Source organism: Streptomyces vastus, assembly GCF_039532825.1.
Lineage (GTDB): Bacteria > Actinomycetota > Actinomycetes > Streptomycetales > Streptomycetaceae > Streptomyces > Streptomyces vastus.
Window position 1 is genome coordinate 1 of the sequence record NZ_BAAASJ010000019.1, and the last position, 15,158, is coordinate 15,158.

15 protein-coding genes and 1 pseudogene are annotated in these 15,158 nt (G+C 70.3%); 8 read left to right on the top strand and 8 right to left on the bottom strand.

Annotated elements, in window-relative coordinates; genetic code table 11:
- The first annotated feature begins 155 nt into the window (after positions 1–155).
- Together ABD357_RS07350 and ABD357_RS07355 are read left to right on the top strand one after the other, a co-directional pair.
- Entirely contained in the window at positions 156–1,640 is a 1,485-nt protein-coding gene (locus tag ABD357_RS07350) for an NAD-dependent succinate-semialdehyde dehydrogenase (protein WP_344388396.1), read from the top strand.
- 26 nt (positions 1,641–1,666) lie between these two features.
- A pseudogene (locus ABD357_RS07355) lies at positions 1,667–2,365 on the top strand (cytochrome P450 family protein); the annotation flags it as partial.
- 81 nt (positions 2,366–2,446) lie between these two features.
- Here the strand turns inward: ABD357_RS07355 and ABD357_RS07360 are convergent.
- The gene (locus tag ABD357_RS07360) at positions 2,447–3,673 is read right to left on the bottom strand and encodes a cytochrome P450 (RefSeq protein ID WP_344388399.1); all 1,227 of its coding nucleotides are present in this window, start codon (positions 3,671–3,673) and stop codon (positions 2,447–2,449) included.
- Positions 3,674–3,824: 151 nt separating this feature from the next.
- On the opposite strand from ABD357_RS07360, the gene ABD357_RS07365 reads away from it, so the two are divergent.
- Positions 3,825–4,568, top strand: coding sequence for a maleylpyruvate isomerase family mycothiol-dependent enzyme (locus ABD357_RS07365; RefSeq protein WP_344388400.1), 744 nt, complete (start codon positions 3,825–3,827; stop codon positions 4,566–4,568).
- Between the two features lie 21 nt (positions 4,569–4,589).
- On the opposite strand, the gene ABD357_RS07370 is transcribed toward ABD357_RS07365, so the two are convergent.
- Positions 4,590–4,997 carry a MarR family winged helix-turn-helix transcriptional regulator gene (locus ABD357_RS07370; RefSeq protein ID WP_344388401.1) on the bottom strand — a complete coding sequence of 136 codons (408 nt, stop codon included), beginning with the start codon at positions 4,995–4,997 and terminating at the stop codon, positions 4,590–4,592.
- Positions 4,998–5,084: 87 nt separating this feature from the next.
- Here ABD357_RS07370 and ABD357_RS07375 point away from each other — a divergent pair, with 87 nt between their 5' ends.
- Positions 5,085–6,572, top strand: a complete 1,488-nt coding sequence (locus tag ABD357_RS07375; RefSeq protein WP_344388402.1) for an MFS transporter — start codon at positions 5,085–5,087, stop codon at positions 6,570–6,572.
- A gap of 84 nt (positions 6,573–6,656) precedes the next feature.
- Complete coding sequence (locus ABD357_RS07380; protein WP_344388404.1) at positions 6,657–6,941, top strand: DUF6332 family protein; 285 nt, start codon at positions 6,657–6,659, stop codon at positions 6,939–6,941.
- On the opposite strand, the gene ABD357_RS07385 is transcribed toward ABD357_RS07380, so the two are convergent.
- Entirely contained in the window at positions 6,902–7,567 is a 666-nt protein-coding gene (locus ABD357_RS07385) for a response regulator transcription factor (RefSeq protein WP_344388405.1), read from the bottom strand. The two genes, ABD357_RS07380 and ABD357_RS07385, sit on opposite strands and share 40 nt — an antisense overlap.
- Entirely contained in the window at positions 7,564–8,904 is a 1,341-nt protein-coding gene (locus tag ABD357_RS07390; protein ID WP_344388407.1) for a sensor histidine kinase, read from the bottom strand. The genes ABD357_RS07385 and ABD357_RS07390 overlap by 4 nt, the downstream gene beginning before the upstream one ends.
- A gap of 242 nt (positions 8,905–9,146) precedes the next feature.
- Here ABD357_RS07390 and ABD357_RS07395 point away from each other — a divergent pair, with 242 nt between their 5' ends.
- Positions 9,147–9,332, top strand: coding sequence for a hypothetical protein (locus ABD357_RS07395; RefSeq protein WP_344388409.1), 186 nt, complete (start codon positions 9,147–9,149; stop codon positions 9,330–9,332).
- A 290-nt stretch (positions 9,333–9,622) separates the two neighbouring features.
- On the opposite strand, the gene ABD357_RS07400 is transcribed toward ABD357_RS07395, so the two are convergent.
- The 3 genes from ABD357_RS07400 to ABD357_RS07410 form a co-directional block, all read right to left on the bottom strand.
- Entirely contained in the window at positions 9,623–9,865 is a 243-nt protein-coding gene (locus ABD357_RS07400) for a hypothetical protein (RefSeq protein WP_344388411.1), read from the bottom strand.
- 2 nt (positions 9,866–9,867) lie between these two features.
- Positions 9,868–10,773: a hypothetical protein gene (locus tag ABD357_RS07405; protein WP_344388413.1), complete on the bottom strand. Its 906-nt coding sequence runs from the start codon at positions 10,771–10,773 to the stop codon at positions 9,868–9,870.
- Positions 10,774–10,956: 183 nt separating this feature from the next.
- Complete coding sequence (locus ABD357_RS07410; protein WP_344388414.1) at positions 10,957–11,700, bottom strand: TetR/AcrR family transcriptional regulator; 744 nt, start codon at positions 11,698–11,700, stop codon at positions 10,957–10,959.
- Between the two features lie 215 nt (positions 11,701–11,915).
- Between ABD357_RS07410 and ABD357_RS07415 the strand changes: the two genes are divergently transcribed.
- Positions 11,916–12,365, top strand: a complete 450-nt coding sequence (locus ABD357_RS07415) for a nitroreductase family deazaflavin-dependent oxidoreductase (protein WP_344388416.1) — start codon at positions 11,916–11,918, stop codon at positions 12,363–12,365.
- Positions 12,366–12,392: 27 nt separating this feature from the next.
- Here the strand turns inward: ABD357_RS07415 and ABD357_RS07420 are convergent, their stop codons facing one another.
- Positions 12,393–13,595, bottom strand: coding sequence for a geranylgeranyl reductase family protein (locus ABD357_RS07420; protein ID WP_344388617.1), 1,203 nt, complete (start codon positions 13,593–13,595; stop codon positions 12,393–12,395).
- A gap of 175 nt (positions 13,596–13,770) precedes the next feature.
- Here ABD357_RS07420 and ABD357_RS07425 point away from each other — a divergent pair, with 175 nt between their 5' ends.
- On the top strand, positions 13,771–15,126 hold the full coding sequence (locus ABD357_RS07425) for a dipeptidase (protein WP_344388418.1): 1,356 nt from the start codon (positions 13,771–13,773) through the stop codon (positions 15,124–15,126).
- Positions 15,127–15,158: the final 32 nt, after the last annotated feature.

The window sequence follows — 15,158 nt, forward strand, 5'->3', positions numbered from 1 at the left end:
CCCTGGTGCGCTGGCTCGGCTCCGGACGGCAGGACTCCCTGCTCTCGGTCGAGAACACGGTAGGAGTCGCCGCCCCGGGAGGTGAGGCCGTATGACCACCCAGCGCTCATGCTCCCGTGGCACACCATCCTGCGATCATCGAAAGGGCCAAGTGCATGACTGACATGCTTGCCGCTCCCTCATGGGAGTCGGCAGTCCTGGAATCCGTCCCCCGTGGCTTCCTCGCCCACGACTGGCAACCCGCCGTCGGCGGTCGCGCCTTCGAGGTGCGCAACCCCGCAACCGAAGAAGTCATAGCCACCGTCGCCGATTGCGGCGCACAAGACGCGCTCAGAGCACTGGATGAGGCGGCCGCGGCCGCCGACCGGTGGGCCTTCACCAGCCCGCGGGACCGCGCGACCGTCCTGCACCGGCTCACCGACGCCATGCTCGAGCACCGGGAGCGTCTGGCCCGGATCATCACCCTGGAGGTCGGCAAGACGATCACCGAAGCCCGGGGCGAGGTCGACTACGCCGCAGCCTATTTCCGCTGGTACGCCGGGGAGGCGGTCCGCCCGCACGCTCGCAGCACCCCCTCCCCGGACGGCAAGAGCCACATCGTCACCATCGCCGAACCGGTCGGGCCCTGCCTGCTCATCACCCCATGGAACGTGCCCCTGGCCATGGCCGCCCGCAAGGCCGCCGCCGCCCTGGCCGCCGGCTGCACCGCCGTCCTCAAACCGGCCGAGCTCACCCCGCTGTCCTCCCTGGTGCTGGGCGAGCTGGCGCGTGAAGCCGGCGCACCACCAGGTGTCCTGACCGTGATCACCAGCAGCGACCCGGCAGCGGTCACCATGCCACTGCTGGCCGACCCCCGGCTGCGCAAGCTGTCCTTTACCGGGTCCACCACGGTCGGCAGGCTGCTGCTTCAGCAGAGCGGTGCCCGGGTGCTGCGCACCTCGATGGAGCTGGGCGGCAACGCGCCGTTCCTGGTCTTCGACGACGCCGACCTCGACCTCGCGGTCCGCGAAGCGATGATCGCGAAGATGCGGCTGGGCGGGCAGTCCTGTGTCGGCGCCAACCGATTCCTGGCCCAGGAGTCAATCGCCGACGCGTTCGCCGCGGCGATGGCCGAAAAGATGGCCGCCACCCGGGTGGGCCCCCCGGACCGGGAGGACACCGACCTCGGCCCGCTGGCCGACCACCGGGCGGTGGACAAGGTCCGCCACCTCGTCGAGGACGCCGTGGCCCGTGGTGCCGTAGTCATCGCCAAGGCGGACATCCCTGACGGGCCGGGCTACTACGCCGCCCCCACCGTGCTGGACCATGTCCCCGCCGACGCCGCGATCATGCACGAGGAGGTCTTCGGCCCCGTCGCCGCCATCCACCGGTTCTCCACCGAGGCCGAGGCCATAGCGGTGGCCAACAACACCGAGCACGGCCTCGCGTCGTACCTGATGACGTCCCACATCGACCGCGCCCGCCGGGTCGCCGCCCGTCTGCAGGCCGGAATGGTCGGCATCAACCGCGGCCTGGTCTCCGATGTCGCCGCACCCTTCGGCGGGATCAAGCAATCCGGCCTGGGCCGCGAAGGCGGCCCCGAAGGCCTCCACGAGTACCAGCAGCTCAAGTACCTGTCCCTGCCCGGCTTCCACACCTGAGCGAGCCGGACACAAGCGCAGGGCATCTGCGGATCTCCCTGGACACGGGCGAGGGCGAGGATCCGGTCGCCGCCTACGTCCGCGTACAGGAACGCATCCAGAAATCGGTCAAGGACAAGCGCGCGGAGCCCGGCGCGGACGTCGTCTCCCGCATGCTGGCCCACCCCGAGGGCCTGAGCGACGACGCGATCGTCCAGGACCTGATCTCGTCGTCGCGGCGGCCCAGCAGCCCACCGCCAACTGGATCTGCAACGCGCTGCGGCTGCTGCTCACCGACGACCGCTTCGCGCTCAACGTCTCCGGCGGCCGGGTCGGCGTCGCGGCGGCCCTCACCGAGGTGCTGTGGCTGGACACGCCCACCCCAGAACTTCATCGGCCGCTGGGCGGTGCGCGACACCCTGCTCGGCGGGCGCCGGATCAAGGCGGGCGACTGCCTGGTCCTCGGGCTCGCGGCAGCCAACACCGACCCGCAGATCTGGCCCGAGGGCCATGTCGGCGCCGGGGGGAACGGCGCCCATCTGTCCTTCTCCAACGGCGAGCATCGCTGCCCCCACCCGGCTCCGCTGCTCGCCGACGTCATCGCGCGCACGGCCGTCGAGACCCTGCTGGAACGTCTGCCCGACGTCGTCCTGTCGGTCGAGCCGGCGGAGCTCGTATGGCGGCCGTCCATCTGGATGCGGGGGCTGACCTCACTGCCGGTGGAGTTCACACCCACTCTGCGGTGAGGCCCGCCCGGGCCCGTAAGAGCATGTCCTACGAGCATGTTGTACGGGCATGTCGTACGGGCATGTCGTGGCCGGAAGGGATCAGGGCGTGGCCGGTGTGAAGCGCACCGGCAACGCCTGCGGTCCCCGCGTGAACACGCCCTGCTCGGCTGGCTGGAAACCATCGGCGAGCCGCAAGTCGGGCATGGCGTCCAGGAGTTGGCCCACCCCGATCTCGACCTCGGCACGGGCCAGCAGGGCGCCCACGCAGAAGTGGCGGCCCAGGGCGAAGGCGAGGTGGTCCGCCGCGGCGGAGAAGGCCTTCGTGGTCGTCAGATCGTCGCGGAAGATGTCGAAGCGGTCCGGCTCCCGGTAACGCGCGGGATCCCGGTTCGCCGCCCCGATCAGGCAGGTCACCGTGGCCCCCGGCGGAACGGTGCCACCGCTCAGCTCTACCTCCACGGCCGACTGACGCATGATCATGTGGACCGGCGGGGAGTACCGCAGGGTCTCTGCGAAGGCCCGGTCGATCAGTGAGCGGTCCTCCCGTACGGCCTGGAGCTGTTCGGGATGCGCCAGCAGGTTGGCGAAGATGCCCGCCAGCGCCTTGTCCGTGGTCTCCCCGCCCGCCGCGAGGAGCAGGCTGCAGAACGCCTTGATGTCCTCGTCGCTCATGCGCACGCCTTCCACTTCGGCGGCGCACAGCGTGGACAGCAGGTCGTCGCCGAGGTGGTCACGGCGGTGCCGGATGACCGGGATCATGTACTCGGCGAACTCCACACGGGTGCGCTCACCGGCCGCGGCGACCTCCGGATCGCCGGCGAGATTAGCGAGGAAGGCGATCACCGAGGTGTACCAGCGGTGGAAGCGGTCGTGGTCGGCCTTGTCCAGGCCCAGCATGTCCGCGATGACGTTGACGGGGAAGCGCGTGGCGAAGTCCGCGACGAGGTCGGCGCTTCCCGTGTGGCGGAAGCGGTCGATGAGCGCCCGGGCGTTGGCCTCGATGACGGGCAGGAACTTCTCCTGCAGGTCACGGCCGCGGAAGGCCGGGGCCACCAGGGCCCGTCGCACCGCGTGCTCGCGCCCGCTGAGCGTCAGGATCGTCCGGCCGTGCACCGGCTCGATCTGCCATGCGTAGTTGTCGGTGGTGAACTGTCCGTCGCGGTCCTTGAAGACCCGTTCGACGTCTTCGTAGCGCGACACGATGTAGCTCTGGGTGGCCTCGTGCCAGATCAGCGGGGCGCGCTCGCGCATGACCCGGTAGGCGGGATAGGGATCCTCGGCGAATTCGGTCGACAGGATGTCGGGCAGGTCCGGTGCTGTGGTCACGTGGGGGGACTCCTTGAAGCGTCAACCGGCAGACCGTCCAAGGTTATTGATCATGTGGGGCCGGGCACAGCCGATTACTGGCCGAGCCGCGCCCGGGAGACCAGGGAATATCCCTTCCCCTCGACCGCACTCCATCCGGCAGACTCACCACATGGAGACTGCGCAGTTCATCGGAACGCTGGACACCGAGGGTCAGTTGCTGGCGACGGCAGCCGAGGAGGCCGGGACCGACGCCAAGGTGCCCACCTGCCCCGGCTGGCAGGTGCGGGACCTGGTGCGGCACACGGGCATGGTGCACCGCTGGGCCACGGCGTTCGTCGCCGAGAGACACACCTCGTACCACCCCGGCGAGGGCCTGCCGGATCTGGACGGTACGGAACTGCTGACCTGGTTCCGCGAGGGCCACCGGCGGCTCGTCGACACGCTCGCGGGCGCCCCTGCCGACGTGGACTGCTGGAGCTTCCTGCCCGCACCCTCACCGCTCGCCTTCTGGGCACGGAGACAGGCGCACGAGACGACAGTGCACCGGTACGACGCGGAGTCCGCGCTCGGCGGGACCCCCAGCGCGATCACCGTCGACGTGGCGGTCGACTTCGCGGTCGACGGCATCGACGAGTTGCTCTTCGGCTTCCACGCGCGCAAGAAGAGCGCGGTGCGCACAGAGGTGCCGCGCGTGCTGAGGGTGCGGGCCGAGGACATCGACGCGGTGTGGACCGTACGGCTGTCGACCGGGACGCCGGTCAGCGAACGGGGCGAAGTGGCCGACGCCGACTGCGAGTTGGCGGGCCCGGCGGGCGAACTCTACCTGTCGCTGTGGAACCGCCGGCCGTTCCCGGGCGTGACCGGAGACCCCTCCCTCGCGACGCTGTGGCGCGAGAAGTCGGCGGTCACCTGAAGCGGCCCTGCGCGCCGGTGATCAGCCACCCGGACCGTCCGCCAGCATCCGCCCCAGCACCGCGCGCTGCACCGGCCGCACGTCGCCGTGCAGCGTGCGCCCCTTCGGCGTGAGCGAGACGCGTACACCCCGCCGGTCCTGGGGGCACATGCAGCGCTCCACCAGGCCGTCCTTCTCGAGCCTGCCGATCAGCCGGGACAGTGCGCTCTGGCTGAGATGGACCCGATCGGCGATCTCCTGGACGCGGTACGCACCGGCGCCATCCGAGGCGGCGCATCCTGCCAGCACGTCGAGCACCTCGAAGTCGCTGGCGCACAGGCCGTGTTGATGCAGTGCGCGGTCGAGCTCGGACACGGTGCGCGCATGCACCCCGAGGAGGTCGCGCCACTGGTCGACGAGCCCCTGCTCGGCGTTCTCCATAGCCGCCATGAGGTCGCAACGTAGCAGAGAACCGACTTTGTTGCATCCGAATTAAATGCGTTTGCATTGAATGCATGCGCATGTAGTGTGAGGCGCATGACCTCTCCGCTCACCAACTCCGCGGCCCAGGAACGCTGGACACCTCGCCTGTGGGGCACCCTCCTGGTGCTCTGCGCCGCGATGTTCCTGGACGCGCTGGACGTATCGATGGTCGGCGTCGCCCTGCCGTCCATCGGCTCCGAACTCGACCTCTCCACCTCGGCCCTGCAATGGGTCGTCAGCGGCTACATCCTGGGCTACGGCGGCCTGTTGCTCCTCGGCGGACGGACCGCCGACCTGCTGGGCCGCCGCCAGGTCTTCCTGGTCGCGCTGGCCGTCTTCGCGCTCGCCTCGCTGCTCGGCGGACTCGTCGACTCCGGCCCGCTGCTGATCGCCAGCCGCTTCATCAAGGGCCTGAGCGCGGCGTTCACCGCACCCGCGGGCCTGTCGATCATCACCACGACCTTCGCCGAGGGCCCCCTGCGCAACCGCGCTCTTTCGATCTACACCACCTGCGCCGCCACCGGTTTCTCCATGGGCCTCGTCCTGTCCGGTCTGCTCACCGAGGCCAGCTGGCGCCTGACCATGCTGCTGCCCGCACCCATCGCGATCATCGCCCTGATCGCCGGCCTCAAGCTTCTCCCGCACAGCGAGCGGGAGAAGGACCACAACGGCTACGACATCCCCGGCGCCATCATCGGCACGGCCTCGATGCTGCTGCTCGTCTTCACCGTCGTCCAGGCCCCGGAGGTCGGCTGGGCCTCGGCCCGTACGCTGCTTTCGTTCCTCGCCGTCGCCGTCCTGCTCGCGGTCTTCGTCCGGATCGAGCAGCGTTCGGCGGGTCCGCTGGTCCGGCTCGGCGTGCTGCGCTCCGGCAACCAGATCCGGGCCCAGCTCGGCGCGATGACGTTCTTCGGCTCGTACATCGGCTTCCAGTTCCTGGCCACGCTGTATCTGCAGTCGCTGCTCGGCTGGTCGGCCCTGGAGACGGCGCTCGCCTTCCTGCCCGCGGGCGCGCTGGTGGCGCTGTCCGCCACGAAGATGGGAGCCGTCGTCGACCGGTTCGGCACCCGGCGGCTGATCCCGGTGGGCTTCGCCAGCATGGTCATCGCGTACGCGCTGTTCCTGAACATCGACCTCAACCCCGTGTACGCGGCGGTGATCCTGCCGACGATGCTGCTGATCGGCGCGGCCTGCGCGCTGGTCTTCCCCTCGCTCAACATCCAGGCCACCAACGGCGTGGACGACCATGAGCAGGGCATGGTCTCGGGTCTGCTCAACACCTCGGTGCAGGTGGGCGGCGCGATCTTCCTGGCGATCGTGACGGCCGTCGTGACCGCGAGCGCCTCCGACGACGCCTCTCCGCAAGCCGTCCTGGACAGCTACCGCACGGGGCTGATCGTGGTGACGGCGATCGCGGTCCTCGGCCTGCTGATCACGGCCACGGGGCTGCGGACGCGGCGTGCTCCTCAGCAGACAGTCCTGGTCGCCAAGTCCGGGCCTGTTGAGGAGGAACAGGAGCAGCGGGTACCGGTCCGCGACTGACCCCTCTCGCATCCCTCTGCGCAACTACGCGCGCCCGGCGGGCAGTTCTTGCCCGCCGGGCGCCCTGCTGTGAGACTTCGGCGCATGGGGAACAGTGGGGGACGGCGGACTCAGGCCGAGCGGGACGCGATGACCGTCGAGATCGGATACGCGCTGTGCAGTGCGGCGGTCGCGGCCGCCCTCGTCTTCGGGGCCGTGTCCGGTCCGGCGCTGCTCTTCGACCTGCCTGCCGGCGCCGAAGACCTGCTGGTCATGGCCGGGAGCGGGCTTGCGGTCATGGTCTTCTTCGTACGGGTGGTCGGTGTGCTGGTCCGTTTCCAGCGCGGGCCTCAGCCCAGCCAGCCCGGCCGCACCAAGCCCGACTCGTAGGCCAGTACGACCAGTTGGGCCCGGTCACGTGCACCCAGCTTCACCATCGTGCGGCTCACATGGGTCTTCGCCGTGAGCGGGCTGACGACCAGGCGGCGGGCGATCTCGTCGTTGGAGAGCCCGATGCCCACCAGGGCCATCACCTCCCGCTCCCGCTCCGTGAGTTCGGCGAGCGGATGAGCGGCGGCCGGCTCCTTCGACCGGGCCGCGAACTCGGCGATCAGGCGCCGCGTCACGCCGGGCGAGAGCAGCGCGTCGCCCTCGACCACCGCCCTGACCGCGCGCAGCAGTTCGTCCGGTTCGGTGTCCTTGACGAGGAAGCCGGAGGCCCCGGAACGGATGGCCTCGAAGACGTACTCGTCGAGCTCGAAGGTGGTGAGCATGACCACCTTGACGTCCTGCAGGCCGGCGTCCTCAGTGATGCGGCGGGTCGCTTCGAGACCGTCGAGCACGGGCATACGGATATCCATCAGGACGACGTCGGGGCGCAGGTCACGCACCTTGCGCAGCGCCTCCTCGCCGTCGGCGGCTTCTCCGGCCACCTCGATGTCCTTCTGTGCGTCGAGGAGCGCCTTGAAGCCTGCGCGGACCAGTGACTGGTCGTCGGCGAGCAGTACGCGGATCACCGGTCCTCCTTGGGCTTGGCAAGCTTGGCCTGGTGCTCGAGCGGCAGTACGGCCAGTACCCGGAAGCCGCCGTCCTCGCGCGGCCCGGCCTCGATCGTGCCACCCAGGGCCGCGGCCCGCTCCCGCATTCCGGCCAGTCCGTTGCCGCTGCCGCCCGCGTCGGCGCCGGTCGCCGGTCCGTCGTCGTCGATACGCAGCTTCAGGGCGTCGTCCCCGTAGCCGACCAGCACGCGCGCGTGCCGCGAACCGGAGTGCCGTACGACATTGGTCAGGGCCTCCTGGACGATGCGGAAGGCGGCGAGATCGGCGCCCGGTGGCAGCACCCTGCGCTTCCCCTCGACCTCGACATCGACGGTCAGCCCGGCGCTCGCCGCCTGTTCGACGAGTTCGGGCAGCCGGTCGAGGCCGGGCGCCGGCGCACGCGGCGCATCACCGGAATCAAAGGGGGCTGCGCGCAGCGCATCGTTGGAAGGGTGGTGGCGGGAGACGGGCGGGCGGAGCGTGTCGAGCACCTGGCGGACTTCCCCGAGGGCCTCCCTGCTCGCCGCCTTGATGGTGGTGAGCGCGGTACGGGCCTGATCCGGGTCGGAATCGAGCAGTGCGAGCCCCACGCCCGCCTGGACGTTGATGACCGAGATGCTGTGCGCCAGCACGTCGTGCAGTTCACGGGCGATCCGCAGCCGTTCCTCGTCGGCGCGCCGCCGGGCCGCCTGCCGACCCTCGGCCTGCTCCCGGGCCCACTGCTCACGGCGTACGCGGACGAGTTCGGAGAGCGCGGCGATGGCCACCATCCAGGTGGCGACCGAGACGTCCTCGCCCCAGGAGCCCACCGTGTCGTCGTTCGGCGGCAGCCACCGGTAGAGCCAATGGCCCTCCAGGAGATGGGCCACCCACAGCATGCCGAGCGCCGCCCAGGCCGCCCGTCGGTGCCCGGCGACCACGGCGCTGAAGCAGGCGAGCGCAATGGTCAGGAAGATCGGGCCGTACGGATATCCGGCACCGAAGTAGACCAGCGACGACACCGCGACGCCGAACACCACGAACACCGGATACCGATGCCGCCACAGGAGCAGGAGGGTGCCCACGAGCAACAGCGCCCGGGCGAAGAAGCCGAGGGACTCGCGGACGCCTTCCTGCTCCTGCGCGGCAAAGTTGCTGCCGATCTGCACGAACACGGTGAGCAGCAGCGTCGAACGCCATGGCCAGCGGGGCCGGCTCTCCGCTGCCTCGTCGTCGCCGTCGTTCCACCACGGCGGCCCGTGCCGCCATCGCCACGGCGGCCCCCCGCCCCGCGCCCAGGGCGGACCACCGCTCAGGCGTGTGCGCTGCTCGTCCATGCCAGCCACGCTAGACGCCACGGCCGGACCGGGCGTCCGCCGAGCGTGGCGATCACAGGTACTCCCTGCGGAGTACCTCGTGAAGGGCGACGACGCCCCGGCGACGATGGGTGGGATGGTTGATCACAGGCTGCGGCGTGCGTCGTGGATGATCCGCTGGGCGGTCTCGACGATCACACGGCTGTCGTCATAAATCCAGAAGGCGGTGGCGGGCGGAGGGTGCAGCCGGATCAGGCGACCCGATGCCGACCACCATCGGCAACGTGCGCTTGGACGACGAAGCCCGCCCAACCGCCTACACCGCCGACTACGACTGGCGCGGGTCTGTGTTCAAGGGAAGCTTGCTCTTGCTCTTGGGGCTGGGGATGACGGTCATTCTGGTGACGGTGCTGAAGCGGAACGACCGAGCCGTCGCCGGTTCTTCGTGAGTGCCGCTTCCGGCTCTGGGCGCTGACCTGCCGTTTCGGGTTGAGCAGTTGGGGCCCGATCCCGTAGGGGCTACGTTCTCCGCGACCTCGACCCCGCGCTGAGGCGGGTCTCCCTGGACTCGACAGCGCGCTGCTGGTTCTGGGCCCTGCGGCCTCGCCCGTCGGCGGCCCCGCTGATGATGTGCTGCGACGGTTCGCAGAATGCACGGCATCCGCGCCGCTCGCAGCCACGGGATCGCTCCAAGCCGTCCTCACCCCCACCTCAACGCCTCAAGCTGAGGTGGAAAGGCTCACGGGCACGTCTTCCGCACGTCCTGTGTTTGCGGGTTTGTGGTGTGCCTTGTGTCCGGGGCGATCTGGGTGGTGGCGGGCGTGGTGACCAGTGCGCCGAGTGTCAGGAGGGCGTCACGCCGCCCGGTGGCGATGAGGACTGTTCGGTCACCGTCCCGGCATTCGATGACGACGGCGTCGTATTTCAAGGTCTTGTACCAGGCAATGTGGTCGTCGGGCCGCAGCGGTCGGATGCGCTGCACGGTCAGCGTCTCCGGAAGTGCCCTGCGGGCAAGGTGCCCGTCGGGGTCCGGTGTGGTCGCCGGACGCCCGTCCCCCACCACCAGGTGGTCGAAGCCGTCCAAGCTGTAGGGGACGTTTCCGCGTACGGTCGCGCGCACGCACCGTTTCCCCGAGGGGGAACCGGAACGATGTCGCTGGTGTCCGCGGCGCGGGTCGCGCGCCGCAGCAACCACCACGCGCACACGGCGGCAAGGCACGCGACCGGCGGAATGCCGACTGCCGTGATCAGGAAAGCGTCCCGTACACCGCCGCCCGCCAGGCCTCCGACAAAGCCGACACAGCCCAGGGCGGCGCCTGCCACAAGCCCCACGGCGAGCTGCCAGGCGCCGACGTGCGCTGCGGAGGGGTAGCGGTAGCGGTACCACCAGCCGGTCCACAGCACACCAAGCCCGAAGGGCAACGCCAGGAGACCGAAGGCCACAAAATTCCGCCAGTCGTCGGTCGGCGACCCCCAGGTCTCCTGGGCAGCGGCGCCGGACCTCACGATGCGGATCTCACCCCGCCAGTACGTCAGCGTCACCTTGTCACCGGCGCGTACGGCGTCGAACACCGGCTCCGGCCCGGACATGAGCACGCGCCGCACGGTGTCCGAGCCCCGTTCGGTGAGGAGGAGCCAGTGCTTGTCCGGGGCCTCGCGAAATCCGGGCTCGTGCTCCGTGCCCGCGACGATTGCCGGAACCGTCGTCGTGCACGAGTCCGACCGTGTGCCGGTCGGGCAGGCGGTCGCAGCGGCGTACGCGCGTTCGTCCACCAGCGCGCCCGGTACGGCGGCGAACAGCCCGGCGGAGAGCAGCACGAGGAGCAGACCGAAGCCGGCGAGCAGCAGCGGCTTCCACGCGCGGGGCGCTTCTTGTGTCCGGTCCGTCATCCCCGCCGCCCCGTTCTGCCACCCCACGACCGCAACCGGTCGCCTTCCTTCACATTCTGCCCTGCACCGGAGTTGAGGGCTGCGCGTCCACTGGTCGGGCGTAAGGTCGGAGGTCCCTCGCCGAGGCGATGGGCGCGGATCCGGGGCGCCCCCGCTGCGGTCACCGCACGCGCGGATTCTGCGTCAGGGCCCCGACCTGCTGCCACTGCCTCCCGTTCCTCCCGTGCCGGCGTCCTGAGGGAACACCAGGCCCACTCCATGGCCGAGTTGGGCGGCCGCGTGTCGGAAGAACGCCTCACGGTCCTCCACCACGCGGTTGAACTGGCCGAACAACTCGAAGCCGATCAGCCCGAACATCTGCGCCCATGCCGCGACAAGCGCCGTCACCACCTCCGGTGGCAGATCGGGGGCGAGGTCCTGGCCCAACCGCCGTGCCTCCGGCTTGAGTTCGGCGGGCAGGCGTGGCAGGGCGACGCCCACGCCCCGGTGTGCGTCGCGGACGATGTCGATGAGCAGCAGCCCGACGCGGGACGCCGCCCGTACGGTCGAGTCGGGGGCGGCGTATCCGGGCACGGGCGAACCGTAGATCAGCGCGTACTCGTGCGGATGCGCGAGTGCCCAGCCGCGCACCGCCTCGCACACCGTGGCCCAGCGCCGGATCGGGCCGGCGTCGGCGGCCTTCTCGTGCGCGGCCTCCGCACTCTCGCCGAGCGAGTCGTAGGCGTCGATGATGAGGGCGGTCAACAGGTCGTCGCGGCTGGGGAAGTAGCGGTACAACGCGGAGGAGACCATGCCGAGTTCGCGGGCCACGGCCCGCAACGAGAGCTTGGCGGCGCCTTCCTTCGCGAGTTGTCTGCGCGCCTCGTCCTTGATGGCCGCGGTGACTTCGATCCGGGCTCGGGCGCGGGCTCCTCGGGCTGTACTCATGCCAGGCAGTGTCCCACGAATTCGGAGCACTGCACACAAACGTGAGCGGTGCTCTGAAGTTGGATCGACGCTCTCGCATCAGCAGAACACTCACCCTGGAGAGCAGCGCACACATTTGAGAGCAGTGCTCTTGCTTTGGATCACCGATCTCGTGCACACTGCTCTCAAGCGAGAGCAGTGCTCTCGCAACCGACATCACCAATGGGGGTCCCGCGATGGCACAGCAGCGCTACATCAAGCCCGGCGGCTTCGAAGCCGGCATGAACCGCTTCATCGGCTGGCTCGCCCGCCGCGGCCTCAGCCTCGTCGGCAACGCCGAGCTTTCCGTCCGCGGCCGCAAGAGCGGCGAGTGGCGGCGCGTGCCGGTCAACCCGCTCCCCTACGAAGGCGGCCCGTACCTCGTCTCGGCGCGCGGCCACTCCGAGTGGGTGCGCAATCTGCGGGCGGCCGGCGGCGGGCGGCTCCAAGTGGGCCGTAAGACACAGGAGTTCACGGCCGTGGAGCTGCCCGACGAGGAGAAGCCCGTCGTCCTGCGCACCTACCTCAAGAAGTGGGGCTGGGAAGTCGGCCGTTTCTTCGGTGACGTCACAGCCAAGTCCAGCGACGAGGAGCTGCTCGCCGCGGCGCACAACCACCCCGTCTTCCGAATCACCGTCACGAGCTGAACTCCGGCCCTTGCGCTTCTGGTCAGGTCAGCGGTCGAGCGAGCTCAGGGCGCGCCCGGCCAGGGGATGCGTACGGACGATCTCGCCCAGCGAAGTCGCCCCACGGGTGATACCCGTGAAGGCCTTCCAGGCAGGCCTGAAGCCCGTGAGCGCCGCATGGAACATGCCGGGACGGCGCGCGAAGACCATGAACAGGCTCTTTCCCACGCTCATTTCGACGCCCAGGCCCGCCCTGATGGCGAAGGCGTAGTTCAGGGCCTGGCGCCGGGTGTCCACGGCGTCGTTCGCCTCGGCGATCCTTACCGCCCACTCCCCCGCGAGCCGCCCCGACCGCAGCGCGAAAGAGATTCCCTCGCGGGTCCACGGCTCGAGCAGCCCCGCCGCGTCTCCGCACACCAGCACCCGTCCGCGCGAGAGGGGCGAGTCGTCGGCGCGGCAGCGCGTCAGATGCCCCGACGAGATGCTCGGCTCGAAGCCGGCGAGCCCGAGCCGGGCGATGAAGTCCTCCAAGTACCGCTTCGTGGCGGCTCCTTCACCACGCGCCGAGATCACGCCGACGGTGAGGGTGTCGCCCTTGGGGAACACCCATCCGTAACTGCCGGGCATGGGACCCCAGTCGATGAGGACGCGCCCCTTCCAGTCCTCGGCGACGGTCTCCGGGACGGGGATCTCCGCCTCCAGGCCGAGGTCGACCTGGTCGAGCTTCACCCCGACGTGGGCTCCTATCCGGCTGGCGCTGCCGTCCGCGCCGACCACCGCCCGCGCCAGCACCGTCTCGCCGTCCTGCAGTACGACGGCCACGGTGCGCCGGTCCGGTACGGCCGAGCCGTGCTGTTCCACGCGCGCGACCGTGACGCTGGTGCGCAGTTCGGCGCCCGCCTTCTGCGCGTGCTCGACGAGCCGCTGGTCGAACTCGGGCCGGTTGATGAGCCCGAAGAGCATCTGCTTGGAGCGGCGGGTACGCGAGAACCTGCCGTCGAGCGAGAACGTGACCGCGTGCACCCGGTCCCGCAGCGGCAGCTCGAAGCCGGGCGGCAGGGCGTCGCGCGAGGGGCCGATGATGCCGCCGCCGCACGTCTTGTAGCGGGGCAGCTCCGCCTTCTCCAGCAGGAGCACGCGGCGCCCCGCGACCGCTGCCGCATAGGCTGCCGAAGCGCCCGCGGGCCCCGCACCGACCACGACGACGTCCCATACCCGCTGTGCGTCGTCCGAAGAGTTCTCGCCGCTCACGATGGTCTGCTGCTCCGATCCAGCCGCCTGCCGCTCCTGCCTCACGCATCCTACGGCGGACCTCGGCGAACACCGCTGTGGGAGTATCGGCAGCGTATGCACGGCGCGCATCCGTACGCGCGTGCATCACACACGTACCCATCCGTACAACGTCGCACCTACGAGGAGCGTGCCCATGTCGTCGAACCCGGTCGCCGAGACCGTCGCCTCGCTGATGCCCAGGGCGAAGGCGGAGCTCACCGAGCTGGTGGCCTTCAAGTCGGTGGCGGACTTCGACCAGTTCCCCCGCAGCGAGAGCGAGGGCGCCGCGAACTGGGTGGCCCAGGCGCTGCGCACCGAGGGTTTCCAGGACGTGGCGCTGCTCGACACCCCGGACGGCACACAGTCGGTGTACGGCTTCCTGCCCGGTCCCGAGGGCGCGAAGACGGTGCTGCTGTACGCGCACTACGACGTACAGCCGCCGCTCGACGAAACGGCGTGGGTGACACCGCCGTTCGCGCTGACGGAGCGCGACGGCCGCTGGTACGGGCGGGGCGCCGCCGACTGCAAGGGCGGCGTCATCATGCACCTCCTCGCGCTGCGCGCGCTCAAGGCGAACGGCGGCGTCCCGGTCAACGTCAAGGTGATCGCGGAGGGTTCGGAGGAGCAGGGCACAGGCGGTCTGGAGCGGTACGCCGAGGACCACCCGGAGCTTCTCACCGCCGACACCATCGTCATCGGTGACGCCGGCAACTTCCGGGTCGGTGTACCGACCGTCACCACGGCGCTGCGCGGCATGACCCTCGTACGCGTCCGGATCGACACCCTCGGCGGCAACCTGCATTCGGGGCAGTTCGGCGGCGCGGCGCCCGACGCGCTGGCCGCGTTGATCCGGGTACTGGACTCGCTGCGCGCCGAGGACGGTTCGACGACGGTCGACGGGCTGACTGGCGAGGCGCGCTGGGACGGACTGCAGTACGAGGAGGGCCGGTTCCGCGAGGACGCCAAGGTGCTCGACGGTGTGGAGCTGATCGGCTCCGGCACGGTCGCCGACCGTATCTGGGCGCGTCCTGCCGTGACCGTGCTCGGCATCGACTGCCCGCCGGTGGTCGGCGCCACCCCGTCGGTGCAGGCGGGCGCCCGCGCCCTGGTCAGCCTGCGCGTGCCGCCGGGCGTGGACGCGGTCGAGGCGACCAAGCTGCTCCAGGCCCACCTGGAGGCGCACACGCCGTGGGGCGCGCGGGTGAGCACCGAACAGATCGGCCAGGGCCAGGCGTTCCGCGCCGACACCACCAGCCCGGCGTACGCGGCGATGGCCGAGGCCATGCGCGTCGCGTACGACGGGGAGGAGATGCAGTACGCCGGGCAGGGTGGCTCCATCCCGCTGTGCAACACCCTCGCGTCCCTCTACCCGCGCGCGGAGATCCTCCTGATCGGCCTGAGTGAGCCGGAGGCGCAGATTCACGCGGTGAACGAGAGCGTGTCTCCTGAGGAGCTGGAGCGCCTGTCGGTCGCCGAGGCGCTGTTCCTGCGCAACTACGCGGCGGGCTGAGCGAGTTCGGGCAGCCCCCGACGGACGGTGGG

Bases quoted from the DNA above. Each gene is read 5' to 3' on its own strand.
- ABD357_RS07350 (WP_344388396.1), top strand. From the start codon at position 156: ATGACTGACATGCTTGCCGCTCCCTCATGGGAGTCGGCAGTCCTGGAA.
- ABD357_RS07365 (WP_344388400.1), top strand. From the start codon at position 3,825: ATGGAGACTGCGCAGTTCATCGGAACGCTGGACACCGAGGGTCAGTTG.
- ABD357_RS07370 (WP_344388401.1), bottom strand. From the start codon at position 4,997: ATGGCGGCTATGGAGAACGCCGAGCAGGGGCTCGTCGACCAGTGGCGC.
- ABD357_RS07375 (WP_344388402.1), top strand. From the start codon at position 5,085: ATGACCTCTCCGCTCACCAACTCCGCGGCCCAGGAACGCTGGACACCT.
- ABD357_RS07380 (WP_344388404.1), top strand. From the start codon at position 6,657: ATGGGGAACAGTGGGGGACGGCGGACTCAGGCCGAGCGGGACGCGATG.
- ABD357_RS07390 (WP_344388407.1), bottom strand. From the start codon at position 8,904: ATGGACGAGCAGCGCACACGCCTGAGCGGTGGTCCGCCCTGGGCGCGG.
- ABD357_RS07395 (WP_344388409.1), top strand. From the start codon at position 9,147: ATGCCGACCACCATCGGCAACGTGCGCTTGGACGACGAAGCCCGCCCA.
- ABD357_RS07405 (WP_344388413.1), bottom strand. From the start codon at position 10,773: ATGACGGACCGGACACAAGAAGCGCCCCGCGCGTGGAAGCCGCTGCTG.
- ABD357_RS07410 (WP_344388414.1), bottom strand. From the start codon at position 11,700: ATGAGTACAGCCCGAGGAGCCCGCGCCCGAGCCCGGATCGAAGTCACC.
- ABD357_RS07415 (WP_344388416.1), top strand. From the start codon at position 11,916: ATGGCACAGCAGCGCTACATCAAGCCCGGCGGCTTCGAAGCCGGCATG.
- ABD357_RS07425 (WP_344388418.1), top strand. From the start codon at position 13,771: ATGTCGTCGAACCCGGTCGCCGAGACCGTCGCCTCGCTGATGCCCAGG.